The organism is Rhizobium sp. CRRU65 (assembly GCF_048551595.1).
GTDB classification, from domain to species: domain Bacteria; phylum Pseudomonadota; class Alphaproteobacteria; order Rhizobiales; family Rhizobiaceae; genus Rhizobium; species Rhizobium leguminosarum_J.
Map to the genome: position 1 here is coordinate 379725 of NZ_JBLYZH010000003.1, position 15628 is coordinate 395352.

15 protein-coding genes are annotated in these 15628 nt (G+C 61.7%); all 15 read left to right on the top strand.

Annotation, left to right across the window (positions count from 1 at the left end):
* Nucleotides 1-9 precede the first annotated feature (9 nt).
* On the top strand, nucleotides 10-789 hold the full coding sequence (locus tag ACM5SV_RS08115; RefSeq protein ID WP_003567268.1) for a succinate dehydrogenase iron-sulfur subunit: 780 nt from the start codon (nucleotides 10-12) through the stop codon (nucleotides 787-789).
* Between the two features lie 374 nt (nucleotides 790-1163).
* Complete coding sequence (locus tag ACM5SV_RS08120) at nucleotides 1164-1679, top strand: protease inhibitor Inh/omp19 family protein (protein WP_011653815.1); 516 nt, start codon at nucleotides 1164-1166, stop codon at nucleotides 1677-1679.
* 48 nt (nucleotides 1680-1727) lie between these two features.
* Nucleotides 1728-2891 (top strand): cell division protein ZapE, encoded by a 1164-nt coding sequence (gene zapE / locus ACM5SV_RS08125; protein ID WP_130688534.1) that lies wholly within the window; start codon nucleotides 1728-1730, stop codon nucleotides 2889-2891.
* A 176-nt stretch (nucleotides 2892-3067) separates the two neighbouring features.
* Complete coding sequence (gene mdh / locus ACM5SV_RS08130) at nucleotides 3068-4030, top strand: malate dehydrogenase (protein ID WP_003543522.1); 963 nt, start codon at nucleotides 3068-3070, stop codon at nucleotides 4028-4030.
* 34 nt (nucleotides 4031-4064) lie between these two features.
* A complete protein-coding gene (gene sucC / locus ACM5SV_RS08135) occupies nucleotides 4065-5258 on the top strand; it encodes an ADP-forming succinate--CoA ligase subunit beta (protein ID WP_222014538.1) in 1194 nt (397 codons plus the stop codon).
* 8 nt (nucleotides 5259-5266) lie between these two features.
* On the top strand, nucleotides 5267-5758 hold the full coding sequence (locus tag ACM5SV_RS08140) for a DUF1579 family protein (RefSeq protein ID WP_222014536.1): 492 nt from the start codon (nucleotides 5267-5269) through the stop codon (nucleotides 5756-5758).
* Between the two features lie 13 nt (nucleotides 5759-5771).
* On the top strand, nucleotides 5772-6674 hold the full coding sequence (sucD, locus tag ACM5SV_RS08145) for a succinate--CoA ligase subunit alpha (RefSeq protein WP_012759277.1): 903 nt from the start codon (nucleotides 5772-5774) through the stop codon (nucleotides 6672-6674).
* A 171-nt stretch (nucleotides 6675-6845) separates the two neighbouring features.
* A complete protein-coding gene (locus ACM5SV_RS08150; RefSeq protein ID WP_222014534.1) occupies nucleotides 6846-9830 on the top strand; it encodes a 2-oxoglutarate dehydrogenase E1 component in 2985 nt (994 codons plus the stop codon).
* Between the two features lie 30 nt (nucleotides 9831-9860).
* Complete coding sequence (locus ACM5SV_RS08155) at nucleotides 9861-10154, top strand: YciI family protein (protein WP_260689954.1); 294 nt, start codon at nucleotides 9861-9863, stop codon at nucleotides 10152-10154.
* Nucleotides 10155-10193: 39 nt separating this feature from the next.
* The gene (gene odhB / locus ACM5SV_RS08160; RefSeq protein ID WP_222014532.1) at nucleotides 10194-11450 is read left to right on the top strand and encodes a 2-oxoglutarate dehydrogenase complex dihydrolipoyllysine-residue succinyltransferase; all 1257 of its coding nucleotides are present in this window, start codon (nucleotides 10194-10196) and stop codon (nucleotides 11448-11450) included.
* A gap of 13 nt (nucleotides 11451-11463) precedes the next feature.
* Nucleotides 11464-12213 carry a DUF4241 domain-containing protein gene (locus tag ACM5SV_RS08165; RefSeq protein ID WP_222014529.1) on the top strand — a complete coding sequence of 250 codons (750 nt, stop codon included), beginning with the start codon at nucleotides 11464-11466 and terminating at the stop codon, nucleotides 12211-12213.
* Nucleotides 12210-12740 carry a hypothetical protein gene (locus ACM5SV_RS08170; RefSeq protein ID WP_222014528.1) on the top strand — a complete coding sequence of 177 codons (531 nt, stop codon included), beginning with the start codon at nucleotides 12210-12212 and terminating at the stop codon, nucleotides 12738-12740. Before ACM5SV_RS08165 ends, ACM5SV_RS08170 begins: the two co-directional genes overlap by 4 nt.
* Nucleotides 12737-13489: an SDR family oxidoreductase gene (locus ACM5SV_RS08175; protein WP_012759271.1), complete on the top strand. Its 753-nt coding sequence runs from the start codon at nucleotides 12737-12739 to the stop codon at nucleotides 13487-13489. Before ACM5SV_RS08170 ends, ACM5SV_RS08175 begins: the two co-directional genes overlap by 4 nt.
* A 96-nt stretch (nucleotides 13490-13585) precedes the next feature.
* Complete coding sequence (lpdA, locus tag ACM5SV_RS08180; protein ID WP_222014527.1) at nucleotides 13586-14992, top strand: dihydrolipoyl dehydrogenase; 1407 nt, start codon at nucleotides 13586-13588, stop codon at nucleotides 14990-14992.
* Between the two features lie 101 nt (nucleotides 14993-15093).
* The gene (locus ACM5SV_RS08185; RefSeq protein WP_128438297.1) at nucleotides 15094-15594 is read left to right on the top strand and encodes a cytochrome b; all 501 of its coding nucleotides are present in this window, start codon (nucleotides 15094-15096) and stop codon (nucleotides 15592-15594) included.
* Nucleotides 15595-15628: the final 34 nt, after the last annotated feature.

A 15628-nucleotide genomic window follows, 5' to 3' on the forward strand; every position in this document is an offset into this window, starting at 1 on the left:
GAACCGGACATGGTTGAACTCGCTCTCCCCAAGAATTCTCAGATGCGCGAAGGCAAGGTCTGGCCGAAGCCGGCGGGTGCCAAAAACACCCGCGAGTTCCGCGTCTACCGCTGGAGCCCGGACGACGGTCAGAACCCGTCTATCGACACCTTCTATATCGATGTCGACGATTGCGGGCCGATGGTGCTCGACGGTCTGCTCTACATCAAGAACAAGATCGACCCGACGCTGACGCTGCGCCGTTCCTGTCGCGAGGGCATCTGCGGCTCCTGCGCGATGAATATCGACGGCACGAACACGCTCGCCTGCACCAAGGGCCTCGACGATATCAAGGGCGCGGTGAAGATCTATCCGCTGCCGCATCTGCCCGTCGTCAAGGATCTGGTTCCGGACCTCACCAACTTCTATGCCCAGCATCGTTCGATCGAGCCATGGCTGAAGACGGTGTCGCCAGCGCCGGCCAAGGAGTGGAAGCAGAGCCATGAGGACCGGCAGAAGCTCGACGGCCTCTATGAATGCATCCTCTGCGCCTGCTGCTCGACCTCCTGTCCGAGCTATTGGTGGAATGGCGACCGCTATCTCGGTCCGGCCGTTCTGCTGCAGGCCTATCGCTGGCTGATCGATTCCAGAGACGAGGCGACCGGCGAGCGCCTCGACAATCTCGAGGACCCGTTCCGCCTCTATCGCTGCCACACGATCATGAACTGTGCGCAAACCTGCCCCAAGGGCCTCAACCCGGCCAAGGCGATCGCCGAAATCAAGAAGATGATGGTCGAGCGCCGGGTTTGATCAACCTCGGTACCGATGGCGGAATAGACGGCTTCGATTCCGAAGCCGTCACCGAGATTCGGTCGCGGTGCACGAACAGGGCATCCGCATCGATCCCGGTGCAATCCTTCTGCAAGATGCGGTGAGACACTATTCCAGGACATTGCGCGAGTTCGACAGGGATCCTGACAGAGATGAACGCGCTCAACACCTTGCTGACAAATTCTATGTGCAGGAAGTTTTGCAGCGGGACAGTTGAACTGTATCGTTTTTCGGTTAGTTGTTGTCACTGGCAATTTATGCAGCACGACTTGATTAACCAAATCGAATTACGATAATCGGACTTGTCTCACGCCCGTTTCTCTACGGCGACAGCCGAATTCAGGAGTATGATGATGCAGTTGCGATATGCGATGACAGGTCTGGTGGTGGTTCTGTCGCTAGCCGGTTGTCAGCGTACGGCATATGATTACAGCTCCAACGCCAGTGCCGGCCCGGCGCCGTTGACGGCGCAGCCGGTGCCCTCGGTGCAGGGCGGGCAGCTTCCGCCGCCGACCGGCGGCTCACAGTTTCCGGCCGCGCCGACGACGACGGCGCCGATGCCGGGCGCTGAGCCTGGTGCAATGGCCGCGAATGCGCTCGATATCACCAAGGAATCGATGGTCGGGAGCTGGCGCGTCAACGGTAGCTGCGACATGTTCCTAACGCTCACCAATCTCGGCAGCGGTTCGCGCGGCGGAACGCGTGGCTGTGTCGGCGAGCTGACGGCGATGGGCTCCTGGGAGGTCGCCGGCAAGCAGGTGCTGCTCAAGGACCGCTCGGGCAACCAGCTCGGCAGCGTCTACAAGACGGCCGACAACCGCTTCCAGGGACAGACGAGCACAGGCCAGTCGATCAGTCTCAGCCGGTAAATGTTCCGGCGGGTTCTCCGCCGTTGACTGACAGGCGGATATGCCCTCATGCAGCCAATGCCGGATTATGCGCTCAGCGTCTGCGAACAGCTTAAAGCGCTGACCGCATCGGGCGCCCTTCAGGCCGATTCTGCCCAATTGGACGTGGCAAAGAGCCTCGACCGGGTGCTCGCCGGTCTGAAGCAGCGGCGGCCGGCGGCAAAGTCGAGCGCGCTCGGCTGGCTGTTTGCCGCCAAGAAGAAATCGGCCGACGGCATCAAGGGGCTTTATATCCACGGCAGCGTCGGGCGCGGCAAGACCATGCTGATGGACATGTTCTTCGCGATGGCGCCGTGCAGGAAGAAACGGCGGGCGCATTTCCACGAATTCATGGCGGATGTGCACAACCGCATCGCCGCGCACCGGCTGAAGCTCAAGAACGGTGAGACGAGGCAGGCCGATCCGATGCCGCCGGTCGCCGCAGCGCTTTACGACGAGGCAGAACTGCTTTGCTTCGACGAGTTCACGGTCACCGACATCGCCGATGCGATGATCTTGTCGCGGCTGTTCTCCGAGCTTTTCGCGCGCGGATGCGTGCTGGTCGCGACCTCGAACGTCGAGCCCGACAATCTCTACGCGGATGGTCTCAATCGCGGCCTCTTCCTGCCCTTCGTTGCCTTGCTCAAGCAGTATGTCGATGTCGTTACCCTGGATTCGTCGACCGACTACCGGATGGAGAAGCTGAGCAGCCAGCCGGTCTACCTGGTGCCGATCAACGAGCATAACGACATGGCGATGGATGCGTCCTGGACCCAGGCGCTGCATGGGCGCAAGGCGCAGCCGCTGGATATTCCGATGAAGGGGCGCCACATCCATGTGCCGCTCGCCGTCGACCGCATGGCGCGTTTCTCTTTCGCCGATCTTTGCGACAAACCGCTCGGGGCGGTCGACTTCCTGGCCATCGCCGAGCGCTACGATACGGTCTTCGTCGATCACATTCCCTTGCTCGGGCCGGAAAAGCGGAACCAGATCAAGCGGTTCATCATTATGGTCGATACGTTTTACGATCATGCCGTGCGGCTTTACATTTCCGCAGCGGCGATGCCGGAGGAACTGCTGCTGCAACGTCGGGGCACCGAGGGCTTTGAATTCGACCGCACGGCTTCGCGCCTGTTCGAGATGCGCAGTGCGGAATATCTTGCGCTGCACCATGAGAAACGCGCCGCAGAGTAACAATCTGGTGACAGAATGTATTACGTTTACGTAAGAATTTTTGGATCTAAACGATTGAAAACGCTGCATCAAAAATAATGCATTGCCATTTTTAGGCTTTGGGTCTATGCGATTGCGTCATTGGGCGGTGCCTTGCGCGTCCGTTCGACGAATTTGATCGCAAAGGAAACAGCGAAATGGCGCGTAACAAGATCGCACTCATTGGTTCTGGCATGATTGGTGGCACGCTGGCTCACCTCGCCGGCCTGAAGGAACTGGGCGACATCGTTCTCTTCGACATCGCGGACGGCATTCCCCAGGGCAAAGGTCTCGATATCTCCCAGTCGTCGCCGGTCGAAGGCTTCGACGTCAATCTGACGGGTGCCAGCGACTATTCCGCGATCGAAGGCGCTGACGTCTGCATCGTCACGGCAGGCGTCGCCCGCAAGCCCGGCATGAGCCGCGATGACCTTCTCGGCATCAACCTCAAGGTCATGGAGCAGGTCGGCGCCGGCATCAAGAAATATGCCCCGAACGCCTTCGTGATCTGCATCACCAACCCGCTCGACGCCATGGTCTGGGCGCTGCAGAAGTTTTCCGGTCTTCCGGCCAACAAGGTCGTCGGCATGGCTGGCGTTCTCGACTCCTCGCGCTTCCGTCTTTTCCTCGCCAAGGAATTCAACGTGTCCGTCCAGGACGTCACGGCCTTCGTTCTCGGCGGCCACGGCGACACGATGGTGCCGCTCGCCCGCTACTCGACGGTCGGCGGCATTCCGCTCACCGATCTCGTCACCATGGGCTGGGTCACCAAGGAGCGCCTCGAAGAGATCATCCAGCGCACCCGTGACGGCGGCGCCGAAATCGTCGGCCTGCTGAAGACCGGCTCGGCCTATTACGCGCCGGCCGCCTCGGCGATCGAGATGGCCGAATCCTACCTCAAGGACAAGAAGCGCGTTCTGCCTTGTGCTGCCCACCTCTCCGGCCAGTACGGCGTCAAGGACATGTATGTCGGCGTTCCCACCGTCATCGGCGCTGGCGGCGTCGAGCGCATCATCGAGATCGATCTCAACAAGACCGAGAAGGAAGCCTTCGACAAGTCCGTCGGCGCAGTCGCCGGTCTCTGCGAAGCCTGCATCAACATCGCGCCTGCCCTGAAGTGATTGGCGCTGAAGTAATCGAAATAGGGATAGACCCATGAACATTCATGAATATCAGGCCAAAGCTCTGCTGAAGGGCTATGGCGCCCCGGTTGCCGAGGGTGTGGCTATTCTCAAGGTTGAAGAAGCCGAAGCTGCCGCCAAGTCGCTTCCCGGTCCGCTTTACGTGGTCAAGAGCCAGATCCATGCCGGCGGCCGCGGCAAGGGCAAGTTCAAGCAACTCGGTCCTGACGCCAAGGGTGGCGTTCGCCTCGCCAAGTCGATCGACGAAGTAGTCGCCCACGCCAAGGAAATGCTCGGCAACACGCTGGTGACCGCCCAGACGGGCGACGCCGGGAAGCAGGTCAACCGTCTGTATATCGAAGACGGCGCCGACATTGCTCGCGAACTCTATTGCTCGATCCTTGTCGACCGCTCGGTCGGTCGCGTGGCCTTCGTCGTATCGACCGAAGGCGGCATGGACATCGAGGCCGTCGCCCACGACACGCCCGAGAAGATCCACACGATCGCCATCGATCCGGAAGCCGGCGTGACGGCTGCCGACGTTGTTGCGATCTCTAAGGCACTTCAGCTCGATGGTGCTGCCGCCGAAGACGCCAAGACGCTTTTCCCGACGCTCTACAAGGCCTTCGGCGAAAAGGACATGGCTCTGCTGGAGGTCAATCCGCTGATCGTCATGAAGGATGGCCATCTGCGCGTCCTCGATGCCAAGATGTCTTTCGATGGCAATGCGCTTTTCCGTCACGACGACGTCAAGACGCTGCGCGACGAGACCGAAGAAGACGCCAAGGAAATCGAGGCCTCGAAGTGGGACCTCGCCTATGTCGCGCTCGACGGCAATATCGGCTGCATGGTCAACGGCGCAGGCCTCGCCATGGCGACGATGGACATCATCAAGCTCTACGGCAAGGAGCCGGCCAACTTCTGCGACGTCGGCGGCGGCGCCGGCAAGGAGAAGGTTGCTGCGGCTTTCAAGATCATCACCGCAGACCCCAAGGTCGAAGGCATTCTCGTCAACATCTTCGGCGGCATCATGAAGTGCGATGTCATTGCCGAGGGCGTCATTGCCGCGGTCAAGGAAGTCGGCCTCAAGGTTCCGCTCGTCGTGCGCCTTGAAGGCACCAATGTCGAGCTCGGCAAGAAGATCCTGAACGAGTCTGGTCTGGCGATCACGGCGGCTGACGACTTGGACGATGCGGCCAAGAAGATCGTTGCGGCGATCAACGGCTGAGAACGATCATGGCCTTCCAGTCCACGCCCTCCGCTGCTCATTTCCGCCTCCACGCCTTCGCCGGCGTGTGGGAAGGGGACGAGCGTGTCGCGGCGTCGACGTGGACGAGTGAAGGCAAGGCCAGTGCGGAGTTTTCCGGCGAGGCGTTGTTCGGCGGGTTCTTCCTCGAGCAGCGCTATCGCCAGACGCGCGATGGTGCTGTTTCGTTCGAGGCGCGAAATGTTTTCGGCTTCGATGCTTCGGACAAGGCCTACAAACTCTACCAGTTCGACACCGCAGGTTTTGCGCCGCCCGTGCCGGCGTCCGGCGAGTGGAACGGCAATGAGCTTGTGCTGATGAAGACTTCGCCGCGCGGCAGCCAGCGCACCATATTCACATTTGAAAATGAAGACTGCTACCGGATGGGCGTCAGCTTTTCGCCTGCAGGCAGCGATACTTGGCAGGAGGTCGTCAGCGGCGTCTATCGTCGTGCGTCCCCCACGTCTTCCAACCTCTCCTAAACAAAGGCCTCGCATGTCCATTCTCGTCAACAAAGACACCAAGGTTCTCGTTCAGGGCCTAACCGGCAAGACCGGAACCTTCCACACCGAACAGGCGCTTGCTTACTACGGCACCCAGATGGTCGGCGGTATCCATCCGAAGAAGGGTGGCGAAACCTGGACCGGCGCGAAGGGCGAAAGCCTGCCGATCTTTGCAACCGTTGCCGAAGGCAAGGAAAAGACTGGCGCCAACGCGTCTGTCATCTATGTTCCGCCGGCCGGAGCCGCCGACGCGATCATCGAGGCGATCGACGCCGAGATCCCGTTCATCACCTGCATCACCGAAGGCATTCCGGTCATGGACATGGTCCGCGTCAAGGCTCGCCTCGACCGCTCCAAGTCGCGCCTGCTCGGCCCAAACTGCCCGGGTATCCTGACGCCGGAAGAATGCAAGATCGGCATCATGCCGGGCTCGATCTTCCGCAAGGGTTCGGTCGGTATCGTTTCCCGCTCGGGCACGCTGACCTATGAAGCCGTGTTCCAGACCTCCAATGAGGGTCTCGGCCAGACGACGGCCGTCGGTATCGGCGGCGACCCGGTCAAGGGCACCGAGTTCATCGACGTCCTGGAAATGTTCCTGGCCGACGAAGCCACCCAGTCGATCATCATGATCGGCGAAATCGGAGGTGCGGCTGAAGAAGACGCAGCCCAGTTCCTCAAGGACGAAGCCAAGAAGGGCCGCAAGAAGCCGATGGCTGGCTTCATTGCCGGCCGTACGGCGCCGAAGGGCCGCACCATGGGCCATGCCGGCGCCGTGGTTTCCGGCGGCAAGGGCGATGCGGAATCGAAGATCGCGGCGATGGAATCGGCAGGCATCAAGGTATCGCCCTCTCCGGCCCGCCTCGGCAAGACGCTGGTTGAAGTCCTCAAGGGCTAAGCCACCTATATAGACCGGGCGGAGGAACGGCATCTGCGCCCTCCGCCCGGCCTCGACAAGACGAAACCAGCAGATGCGCCGCGGACAGGCGGCAATCGAATGCGGCAGCCGGCCATCAAGCCGGCAAATTCATCAAAGTCAGGAGGCGGACGGAAGCGTCCGCATATCACCATGGCACGGCAAGAAGCCAACGAGCAGTTTCAGATCACCTCGTTTCTGGATGGCGCCAACGCTGCCTATATCGAGCAGCTCTACGCGCGGTATGAAGAGGACCCAGCATCGGTCGACGATCAGTGGCGGTCTTTCTTCAAGGCGCTGGAGGAGGATCCCAGCGATGTGAAGAGGGCGGCCAAAGGGGCTTCCTGGCGCAAGAAGAACTGGCCGCTTCAGGCAAGCGGCGATCTGGTGTCGGCTCTGGATGGCGACTGGGGCATCGTCGAGAAGGTGATCGAGACCAAGGTCAAGGCCAAGGCCGAAGCTCAGGGCAAGCCTGCCGACGGCACCGAGGTGCTGCAGGCGACGCGCGATTCCGTGCGCGCCATCATGATGATCCGCGCCTACCGCATGCGCGGCCACCTGCATGCCAAGCTCGACCCGCTCGGCATCGCCGCTCCCGTTGACGACTATCACGAGCTGTCGGCGGAGAATTACGGTTTCACGGCCGCCGATTACGATCGCAAGATCTTCATCGACAACGTGCTCGGCCTCGAATACGCGACCATCCGCGAGATGATCGAAATCCTCGAGCGCACCTATTGCTCGACGCTCGGCGTCGAATTCATGCATATCTCCAATCCTGAAGAGAAGGCCTGGATCCAGGAGCGCATCGAAGGACCGGACAAGGGTGTGGCCTTCACGCCGGAAGGCAAGAAGGCGATCCTTGCCAAGCTCGTCGAAGCCGAAGGCTACGAACAGTTCCTCGACGTCAAGTTCAAGGGCACGAAGCGTTTCGGTCTCGACGGCGGCGAATCGCTGATCCCGGCGCTGGAACAGATCCTTAAGCGTGGCGGCCATCTCGGCCTCAAGGAAGCCGTATTCGGCATGGCCCATCGTGGCCGCCTGAACGTGCTCTCCCAGGTCATGGGCAAGCCGCACCGGGCGATCTTCCATGAGTTCAAGGGCGGTTCGGCCGCTCCCGATGAGGTCGAGGGCTCGGGCGACGTCAAGTACCATCTCGGCGCCTCCTCCGACCGCGAATTCGACGGCAACAAGATCCACGTTTCGCTGACGGCGAACCCTTCGCATCTCGAAATCGTCGATCCCGTCGTCATGGGCAAGGCCCGCGCCAAGCAGGATATGAACGCCACCGTCTGGGACGGTGATATCATCCCGCTTTCCGAACGCGCCAAGGTTCTGCCGCTGCTGATCCATGGCGACGCGGCTTTTGCCGGCCAGGGTGTCATTGCCGAAATTCTCGGCCTTTCCGGTCTGCGCGGCCACCGCGTCGCCGGCACCATGCACGTGATCATCAACAATCAGATCGGCTTCACGACCAACCCGGCCTTCTCGCGCTCGTCGCCTTATCCGTCCGACGTCGCCAAGATGATCGAGGCGCCGATCCTGCACGTCAACGGCGACGATCCGGAAGCGGTGGTTTATGGGGCGAAGATCGCCACCGAATTCCGCATGAAGTTCCACAAGCCTGTTGTGCTCGACCTGTTCTGCTACCGCCGCTACGGCCACAATGAAGGCGACGAACCGTCCTTCACCCAGCCGAAGATGTACAAGGTGATCCGCGCCCACAAGACCGTGCTGCAGCTCTATGCGGCCCGTCTCGTCGCCGAGGGCCTGCTCACCGACGGTGAAGTCGAGAAGATGAAGGCCGACTGGCGCGCCCATCTCGAACAGGAGTTCGAGGCCGGCCAGCACTACAAGCCGAACAAGGCCGACTGGCTTGATGGTGAGTGGTCGGGACTGCGCACGGCCGACAATGCCGACGAGCAGCGCCGCGGCAAGACCGCCGTGCCGATGAAGACGCTGAAGGAGATCGGCCGCAAGCTCTCTGAGATCCCGGCGGGCTTCAACGCACACCGGACGATCCAGCGCTTCATGGAAAACCGGGCCAACATGATCGCCACCGGCGAGGGTATCGACTGGGCGATGGCCGAAGCGCTCTCCTTCGGCGCGCTCTGCGTCGAAGGCAGCAAGATCCGCCTCTCCGGCCAGGATTGTGAACGCGGCACCTTCTCGCAGCGTCACTCGGTTCTCTACGATCAGGAAACCGAAGAGCGCTACATCCCGCTCGCCAATCTTTCGCCAACGCAGGGGCGCTACGAAGTCATCAATTCGATGCTTTCGGAAGAGGCCGTGCTCGGTTTCGAATATGGCTATTCGCTCGCCCGCCCGAATGCGCTGACGCTCTGGGAAGCCCAGTTCGGCGATTTCGCCAACGGCGCGCAGGTGGTCTTCGACCAGTTCATCTCGTCGGGCGAACGCAAGTGGCTGCGCATGTCGGGCCTCGTCTGCCTGCTGCCTCACGGTTATGAAGGTCAGGGTCCCGAACACTCCTCGGCCCGCCTCGAACGTTTCCTGCAGCTTTGCGCGGAAGACAACATGCAGGTCGCCAACGTCACGACGCCGGCAAACTATTTCCACATCCTGCGCCGGCAGCTGAAGCGCGACTTCCGCAAGCCGCTGGTCCTGATGACGCCGAAGTCGCTGCTGCGCCACAAGCGGGCGGTCTCGACGCTTGCCGAAATGGCCGGCGAATCCGCCTTCCATCGTCTGCTCTGGGACGATGCCGAGGTGATCAAGGACGGCCCGATCAAGCTGCAGAAGGACAACAAGATCCGCCGCGTCGTCATGTGCTCCGGCAAGGTCTATTACGATCTTCTCGAAGAGCGTGAAAAGCGCGGCATCGACGACATCTATCTCTTGCGCGTCGAGCAGCTCTATCCGTTCCCGGCGAAGGCGCTGATCAACGAGCTGTCGCGCTTCCGCAATGCCGAGATGGTCTGGTGCCAGGAAGAGCCGAAGAACATGGGCGCATGGTCGTTCATCGACCCCTTCCTCGAATGGGTGCTCGCCCATATCGATGCGAAGTACCAGCGCGTCCGCTATACCGGCCGTCCGGCCGCCGCCTCGCCGGCGACGGGCCTGATGTCCAAGCATCTGTCGCAGCTCGCCGCATTCCTCGAGGATGCATTGGGCGGTTAAAACAAGGGGGGCGCAATGGCTTAGTTCTTTCTGAGACTGCAGCCGCCGCGCCCCACTTTCCCGCATGACGGGACCGGGGAGGAAATGGCGGCGATGAAACGCCATGCTGAATACTGGCATCGGATCGCCCTTGCGGGATCGGCTATCGTCGTCGGACCCGTCTTCGAGGGTGAAGGCGCCTGGGGCATGGCGATCGTCGAGGTCGAGGATCAGGCGGCGGCGCAGCTTCTTGCCGACGGCGATCCGATCATCGCTTCCGGTTTCGGTTTCCGCTTCGATATTCTGCCGATGCCCTCGATCATCTCGCGGCCGCCCGCCGTCTGAAACGCATAAACGAAAACACACGAAATCAGGATGTGAACAATGGCCACAGAAATCCGCGTTCCAACTCTCGGTGAATCCGTCAGCGAGGCAACCGTCGGCACCTGGTTCAAGAAGGTCGGCGACGCCATCAAGGCCGACGAGCCGATTCTCGAGCTTGAAACCGACAAGGTGACCATCGAAGTTCCAGCACCCGCCTCCGGCACGCTTTCGGAAATCGTCGTTGCCGCCGGCGAGACCGTCGGCCTCGGCGCGCTGCTCGGCCAGATCGCCGAAGGCGCTGCCGCTGCACAGGCCGCCGCGCCTGCTGCTCCGGCTCCCGCTCAATCGGCCGCTGCTGCTCCGGCCCAGCCGGCGGTTGCCGCCGCTGCTGCGTCGTCGTCAAGCGCCTCCGTCTCCACCATGCCGCCGGCACCGGCAGCTTCGAAGATGCTTGCCGAAAACAACCTTTCCGCCGATCAGGTCGACGGTAGCGGCAAGCGTGGCCAGGTACTGAAGGGCGACGTTATCGCCGCCGTCGCCAAGGGCATTTCTGCTCCGGCCGCCGCACCCGCGGCAACGCCTGCCGCCGCACGCGGCCCGTCGACGGTCGAGGATGCCTCGCGCGAAGAGCGCGTGAAGATGACGCGCCTGCGTCAGACGATCGCCAAGCGCCTCAAGGATGCGCAGAACACCGCCGCCATGCTGACCACCTACAACGAGGTGGACATGAAGGCGGTCATGGATCTGCGCAACAAGTACAAGGACATTTTCGAGAAGAAGCACGGCGTCAAGCTCGGCTTCATGGGCTTCTTCACCAAGGCGGTGACGCATGCGCTGAAGGAATTGCCGGCCGTCAACGCCGAAATCGACGGCACCGACGTCATCTACAAGAACTACTGCCATGTCGGCATGGCCGTCGGTACGGACAAAGGCCTCGTCGTTCCTGTCATCCGCGACGCCGACCAGATGTCGATCGCCGAAATCGAGAAGGAGCTCGGCCGTCTTGCCAAGGCAGCCCGTGATGGCTCGCTCTCCATGGCCGACATGCAGGGCGGCACGTTCACCATCACCAATGGCGGCGTCTACGGTTCGCTGATGTCTTCGCCGATCCTCAACGCGCCGCAGTCCGGCATTCTCGGCATGCACAAGATCCAGGAGCGGCCGGTTGCGATCGGCGGCCAGGTGGTCATCCGTCCGATGATGTATCTGGCGCTGTCCTACGATCACCGCATCGTCGACGGCAAGGAAGCGGTCACCTTCCTCGTGCGCGTCAAGGAAAGCCTGGAAGATCCGGAACGTCTGGTTCTCGATCTCTAAGGGAGCGCTTTCGATGCGGAACCGGATCATGCGAGCGGCGCGCCTTCTTCTTTGCGCTGCCGCCGCGCATATTCCGGTCGCCGCATCGGCTGCCGGCTGGGATATCGGCAAGGCAAGCAGCAATTTCGACCTGGTGGCGCTCAGCGATGCCGAGCTTTCCGACCGGTCGATCGGCGTCATCCATATGGGCAATGTCGAGCTGACATCGGGGCGCATCGTTGCGGCCGATCCGCTCGCCCAGCCCGACCGTCCGGCACTCGCAAGAACGGTTGCGCCTGGCGAGTATCCGGTAACGCTCTACCAGGCCTTCGGGCGCGTCGCGGCCGCCAGCATGCGGTTTGCCGAGGGCAAGCCGGATCGTTGGGAGCTTGCGGTCCTGCCCGGGCAGGACCCGGCGACGCTGAAGGACGGCGAGATCTTCGGTTATCCTGTCGATGCCGGCCTCGGCTGTTACATGGACGCCGATACGCTTGATCTGATCGGAGAGCGCGAAAAGCAGGTGCAGGCGCAGAAACCGGATTCCGACGTCAACTATTACGACGACGTGCTGGCGTCGGACCTGGAAGCCAACAAGGACATCTATGCGCTGCACCGGCCGGTCGCCGGTAAGAAGGGCAATGTCGCGGTGTTCTGGAGCGGCTGGGGCGACGGTTTCTATCCAGCCTTCTGGGGGCTCGACAGGGATGGCCGTGCGCTGGTGCTGTTGACGGATTTCAGGGTTGTCGAGAACGCCGACGGGCGGAGGGAGCCGAAGCTGCAATGAGCGGAAGGATCAGGATCACGGCGAGACGGAAAGGCGTGGCTGCAATCGCAGCCGCCGCGTTTTTCGTCGTTCCGGCCTCCACCTTCGGTGCCGCATGCAAGCAGGAGCAGGCTGTCTATGTCGATCGCGATGGTGCCTATGAATTGCGCTTTGCACCGCTGAATTCTCCATCGGCGGCCGCCAGCAACCAGTTCAAGGTCAGCGCGCTGAAGACACCTGTCGTGATGGAAGGTTATGTCATGCCGTCGGAAGATCCGGTGCGCGCCATCGGCATCCTGATGTTCAACTGCCCCGAGGGTGATGCGACCGGCGCCAATCTCAATGCCTGCACGGTCTGGCAGGGCGCCGTCTATGGCATGGATGCCGAGGGCGAGATGGACAATCTGCAACCCGAAGGCGCTGAAGCGGCTGAAAAGCTCGTGCTTCCCGGCCTTGGTCCCGCCATCCGCGAATCCAGCGCCTGGGGCGAGGGCAAGGCCGTGGTGGCACCGTGGGACGTGCTGACATTCAAGGAGTGTGCGACATGAGCGATACACCTGTTGTTCTCATTACCGGCGGAAGCCGGGGTATCGGCGCCGCGGCTGCACGGCTCGCGGCACGCCAGGGCTGGCGTGTCGCGGTGAACTACGCCGCCAACCGTCAAGCCGCGGATGCCGTCGTGGCTGCGATTGTCGAGGATGGCGGCGAGGCCGTGGCGATCCAGGGGGATGTCGGCAAGGCTGCGGATATCGTCTCGATGTTTACGACGGTCGACCGGCATTTCGGCCGGCTCGACGGGCTCGTCAACAATGCCGGCATCGTCGATTATCCCCAGCGCGTCGACGAGATGTCGGCGGAGCGGATCGAGCGCATGCTGCGCGTCAATGTGACAGGCTCGATACTCTGCGCCGCAGAGGCCATACGTCGCATGTCGAGCCGGCATGGCGGGCAGGGCGGGGCGATCGTCAACATCTCGTCGATGGCGGCGATCCTCGGTTCGGCGACGCAGTATGTCGATTATGCCGCCTCGAAGGCGGCGATCGACACGTTCACCGTCGGGCTGGCGCGCGAGGTCGCAGCCGAGGGTATCCGCGTGAATGCGATAAGGCCCGGCGTCATCGAAACCGACCTTCATGCCTCCGGCGGCCTGCCGGATCGGCCGCGGGAACTGGCGCCGTCGATCCCGATGCAGCGCGCGGGCACGCCCGCGGAGGTGGCGGATGCGATCCTCTATCTTCTGTCACCTTCGGCTTCCTATATCACCGGCGCGATCCTCAATGTGAGCGGCGGCCGCTAGAACGACAGGGCGAAAAACAGCCTGCAATATATTCTCGAATTCTACGGCCAGATATCGCGCGGCCGATTAAACGAAAAATCCAAAGGGAAAGAAGCAATGTCCTACGATGTGATCATTATCGGAACCGGCCCGGGCGGCTATGTCTGCGCCGTCAAGGCGGCCCAGCTTGGCCTCAAGGTCGCCGTCATTGAAAAGCGGGCGACCTATGGCGGCACCTGCCTGAACGTCGGCTGCATTCCGTCGAAGGCGCTGCTGCATGCCTCCGAAATGTTCCATCAGGCCGGCCACGGGATGAGCGCGCTCGGTATCGATGTCCCGGCGCCGACGCTCAATCTCGGCAATATGATGGCCCACAAGGATGCGACGGTGAAGTCGAATGTCGACGGCGTCGCCTTCCTCTTCAAGAAGAACAAGATCGATACCTTCCAGGGCACCGGCAAGATCGTCTCGGCCGGCAAGGTCTCCGTCACCGCCGAAGATGGCAAGGTGCAGGAGATCGAAGGCAAGAACATCGTCATCGCCACCGGCTCCGATGTCGCCGGCATTCCCGGCGTCCAGGTCGAAATCGATGAAAAGACCATCATCTCGTCCACCGGCGGCATCGCGCTGGAGAAGGTGCCGGAAACGCTGATCGTCGTCGGCGGCGGCGTCATCGGGCTCGAGCTCGGTTCCGTCTGGTCGCGCCTCGGCGCCAAAGTCACCGTCGTCGAATATCTCGACACCATCCTTGGCGGCATGGACGGCGAAGTCTCCAAGCAATTCCAGCGCATGCTGGCCAAGCAGGGCATCGATTTCAATCTCAGCGCCAAGGTCACCGGCGTTGAAAAGGCCGACAAGGGCGCCAAGGTCACTTTCGAGCCGGTCAAGGGCGGCGACAAGGTGACGCTCGACGCCGAGGTCGTGCTGATTGCCACCGGACGCAAGCCATACACGGCGGGCCTCGGCCTCGAAGAGGCCGGTGTTACGCTCGACAATCGCGGCCGTGTCGAGATCGACGGTCACTACAAGACCAATGTCGCCGGCATCTATGCGATCGGCGATGTGGTCAAGGGTCCGATGCTGGCGCACAAGGCGGAAGACGAGGGCGTGGCGCTTGCCGAAATCCTCGCCGGACAGCATGGCCATGTGAACTACGAGGTCATTCCGAGTGTCGTCTACACCCAGCCGGAAATCGCTTCGGTCGGCAAGACCGAGGAAGAGCTGAAGGCGGCAGGCGTCGCTTACAAGGTCGGCAAGTTCCCATTCACGGCGAACGGCCGCGCTCGCGCGATGCTGGCAACGGACGGCTTCGTCAAGATCCTTGCCGACAAGGAAACCGACCGGGTGCTCGGCGGCCATATCGTCGGCTTCGGCGCCGGCGAGATGATCCACGAGATCGCCGTACTGATGGAGTTCGGCGGTTCCTCGGAAGATCTCGGCCGTACCTGCCACGCGCATCCCACGATGTCGGAAGCGGTGAAGGAGGCTGCGCTCGCAACCTTCTTCAAGCCGATCCATATGTAATCTTACATATTCGTAACAAAGCATACAGCCGCTTGCCGGAAGGCAGGCGGCTGTTTTAGTTGTTGCGTATCGTTGAGTTCAGCATCCGTGAAGGTCCAGAAATGCAGCAGCCATCCATCGTGAGTTACAGCCTGAGCCAGCGTTTTCTTCACTGGGCCGTGGCGCTGCTGATCTTCTTCAACCTGCTGTTTCCCGACGGCATGAATATCTGGCATCGGCTGATGCGCAGAGGCCAGGTGCCGACACCGGAGCAGATTTCGTCGGCAAATATTCATGCCTATGTCGGCATCGCCATCCTGCTGCTTGCCTTCCTCAGGCTCGGGCTGCGTTTTACCAAGGGCGTTCCGGATGAGATCGCGCAGGAGCCGGCGATCTTCCGTCTTGCAGCGAGGCTTGCCCATGCCGGCCTCTACATCCTGATCTTCGCGATGCCGCTTTCAGGCATCGCCGCCTACTATTTCGGTATCAATCCCGCCGGTTCGTTCCACGCGGATGTCCTGAAAATCATTCTCTGGGCGCTGATCGCGGCGCATGTCGCCGGCGCCCTCGTCCATCAGTTCTATTGGAAAAGCAATGTTCTGCGCCGCATGACGCTCGGCTGATCGCCGGCATAAGCGATCACATGCGCCTTGGCCC

Coding starts and splice junctions, on each gene's coding strand:
- ACM5SV_RS08115 (WP_003567268.1), top strand. CDS start 10: ATGGTTGAACTCGCTCTCCCCAAGAATTCTCAGATGCGCGAAGGCAAG.
- ACM5SV_RS08120 (WP_011653815.1), top strand. CDS start 1,164: ATGCAGTTGCGATATGCGATGACAGGTCTGGTGGTGGTTCTGTCGCTA.
- zapE (WP_130688534.1), top strand. CDS start 1,728: ATGCAGCCAATGCCGGATTATGCGCTCAGCGTCTGCGAACAGCTTAAA.
- mdh (WP_003543522.1), top strand. CDS start 3,068: ATGGCGCGTAACAAGATCGCACTCATTGGTTCTGGCATGATTGGTGGC.
- sucC (WP_222014538.1), top strand. CDS start 4,065: ATGAACATTCATGAATATCAGGCCAAAGCTCTGCTGAAGGGCTATGGC.
- ACM5SV_RS08140 (WP_222014536.1), top strand. CDS start 5,267: ATGGCCTTCCAGTCCACGCCCTCCGCTGCTCATTTCCGCCTCCACGCC.
- sucD (WP_012759277.1), top strand. CDS start 5,772: ATGTCCATTCTCGTCAACAAAGACACCAAGGTTCTCGTTCAGGGCCTA.
- ACM5SV_RS08150 (WP_222014534.1), top strand. CDS start 6,846: ATGGCACGGCAAGAAGCCAACGAGCAGTTTCAGATCACCTCGTTTCTG.
- odhB (WP_222014532.1), top strand. CDS start 10,194: ATGGCCACAGAAATCCGCGTTCCAACTCTCGGTGAATCCGTCAGCGAG.
- ACM5SV_RS08165 (WP_222014529.1), top strand. CDS start 11,464: ATGCGGAACCGGATCATGCGAGCGGCGCGCCTTCTTCTTTGCGCTGCC.
- ACM5SV_RS08170 (WP_222014528.1), top strand. CDS start 12,210: ATGAGCGGAAGGATCAGGATCACGGCGAGACGGAAAGGCGTGGCTGCA.
- ACM5SV_RS08175 (WP_012759271.1), top strand. CDS start 12,737: ATGAGCGATACACCTGTTGTTCTCATTACCGGCGGAAGCCGGGGTATC.
- lpdA (WP_222014527.1), top strand. CDS start 13,586: ATGTCCTACGATGTGATCATTATCGGAACCGGCCCGGGCGGCTATGTC.
- ACM5SV_RS08185 (WP_128438297.1), top strand. CDS start 15,094: ATGCAGCAGCCATCCATCGTGAGTTACAGCCTGAGCCAGCGTTTTCTT.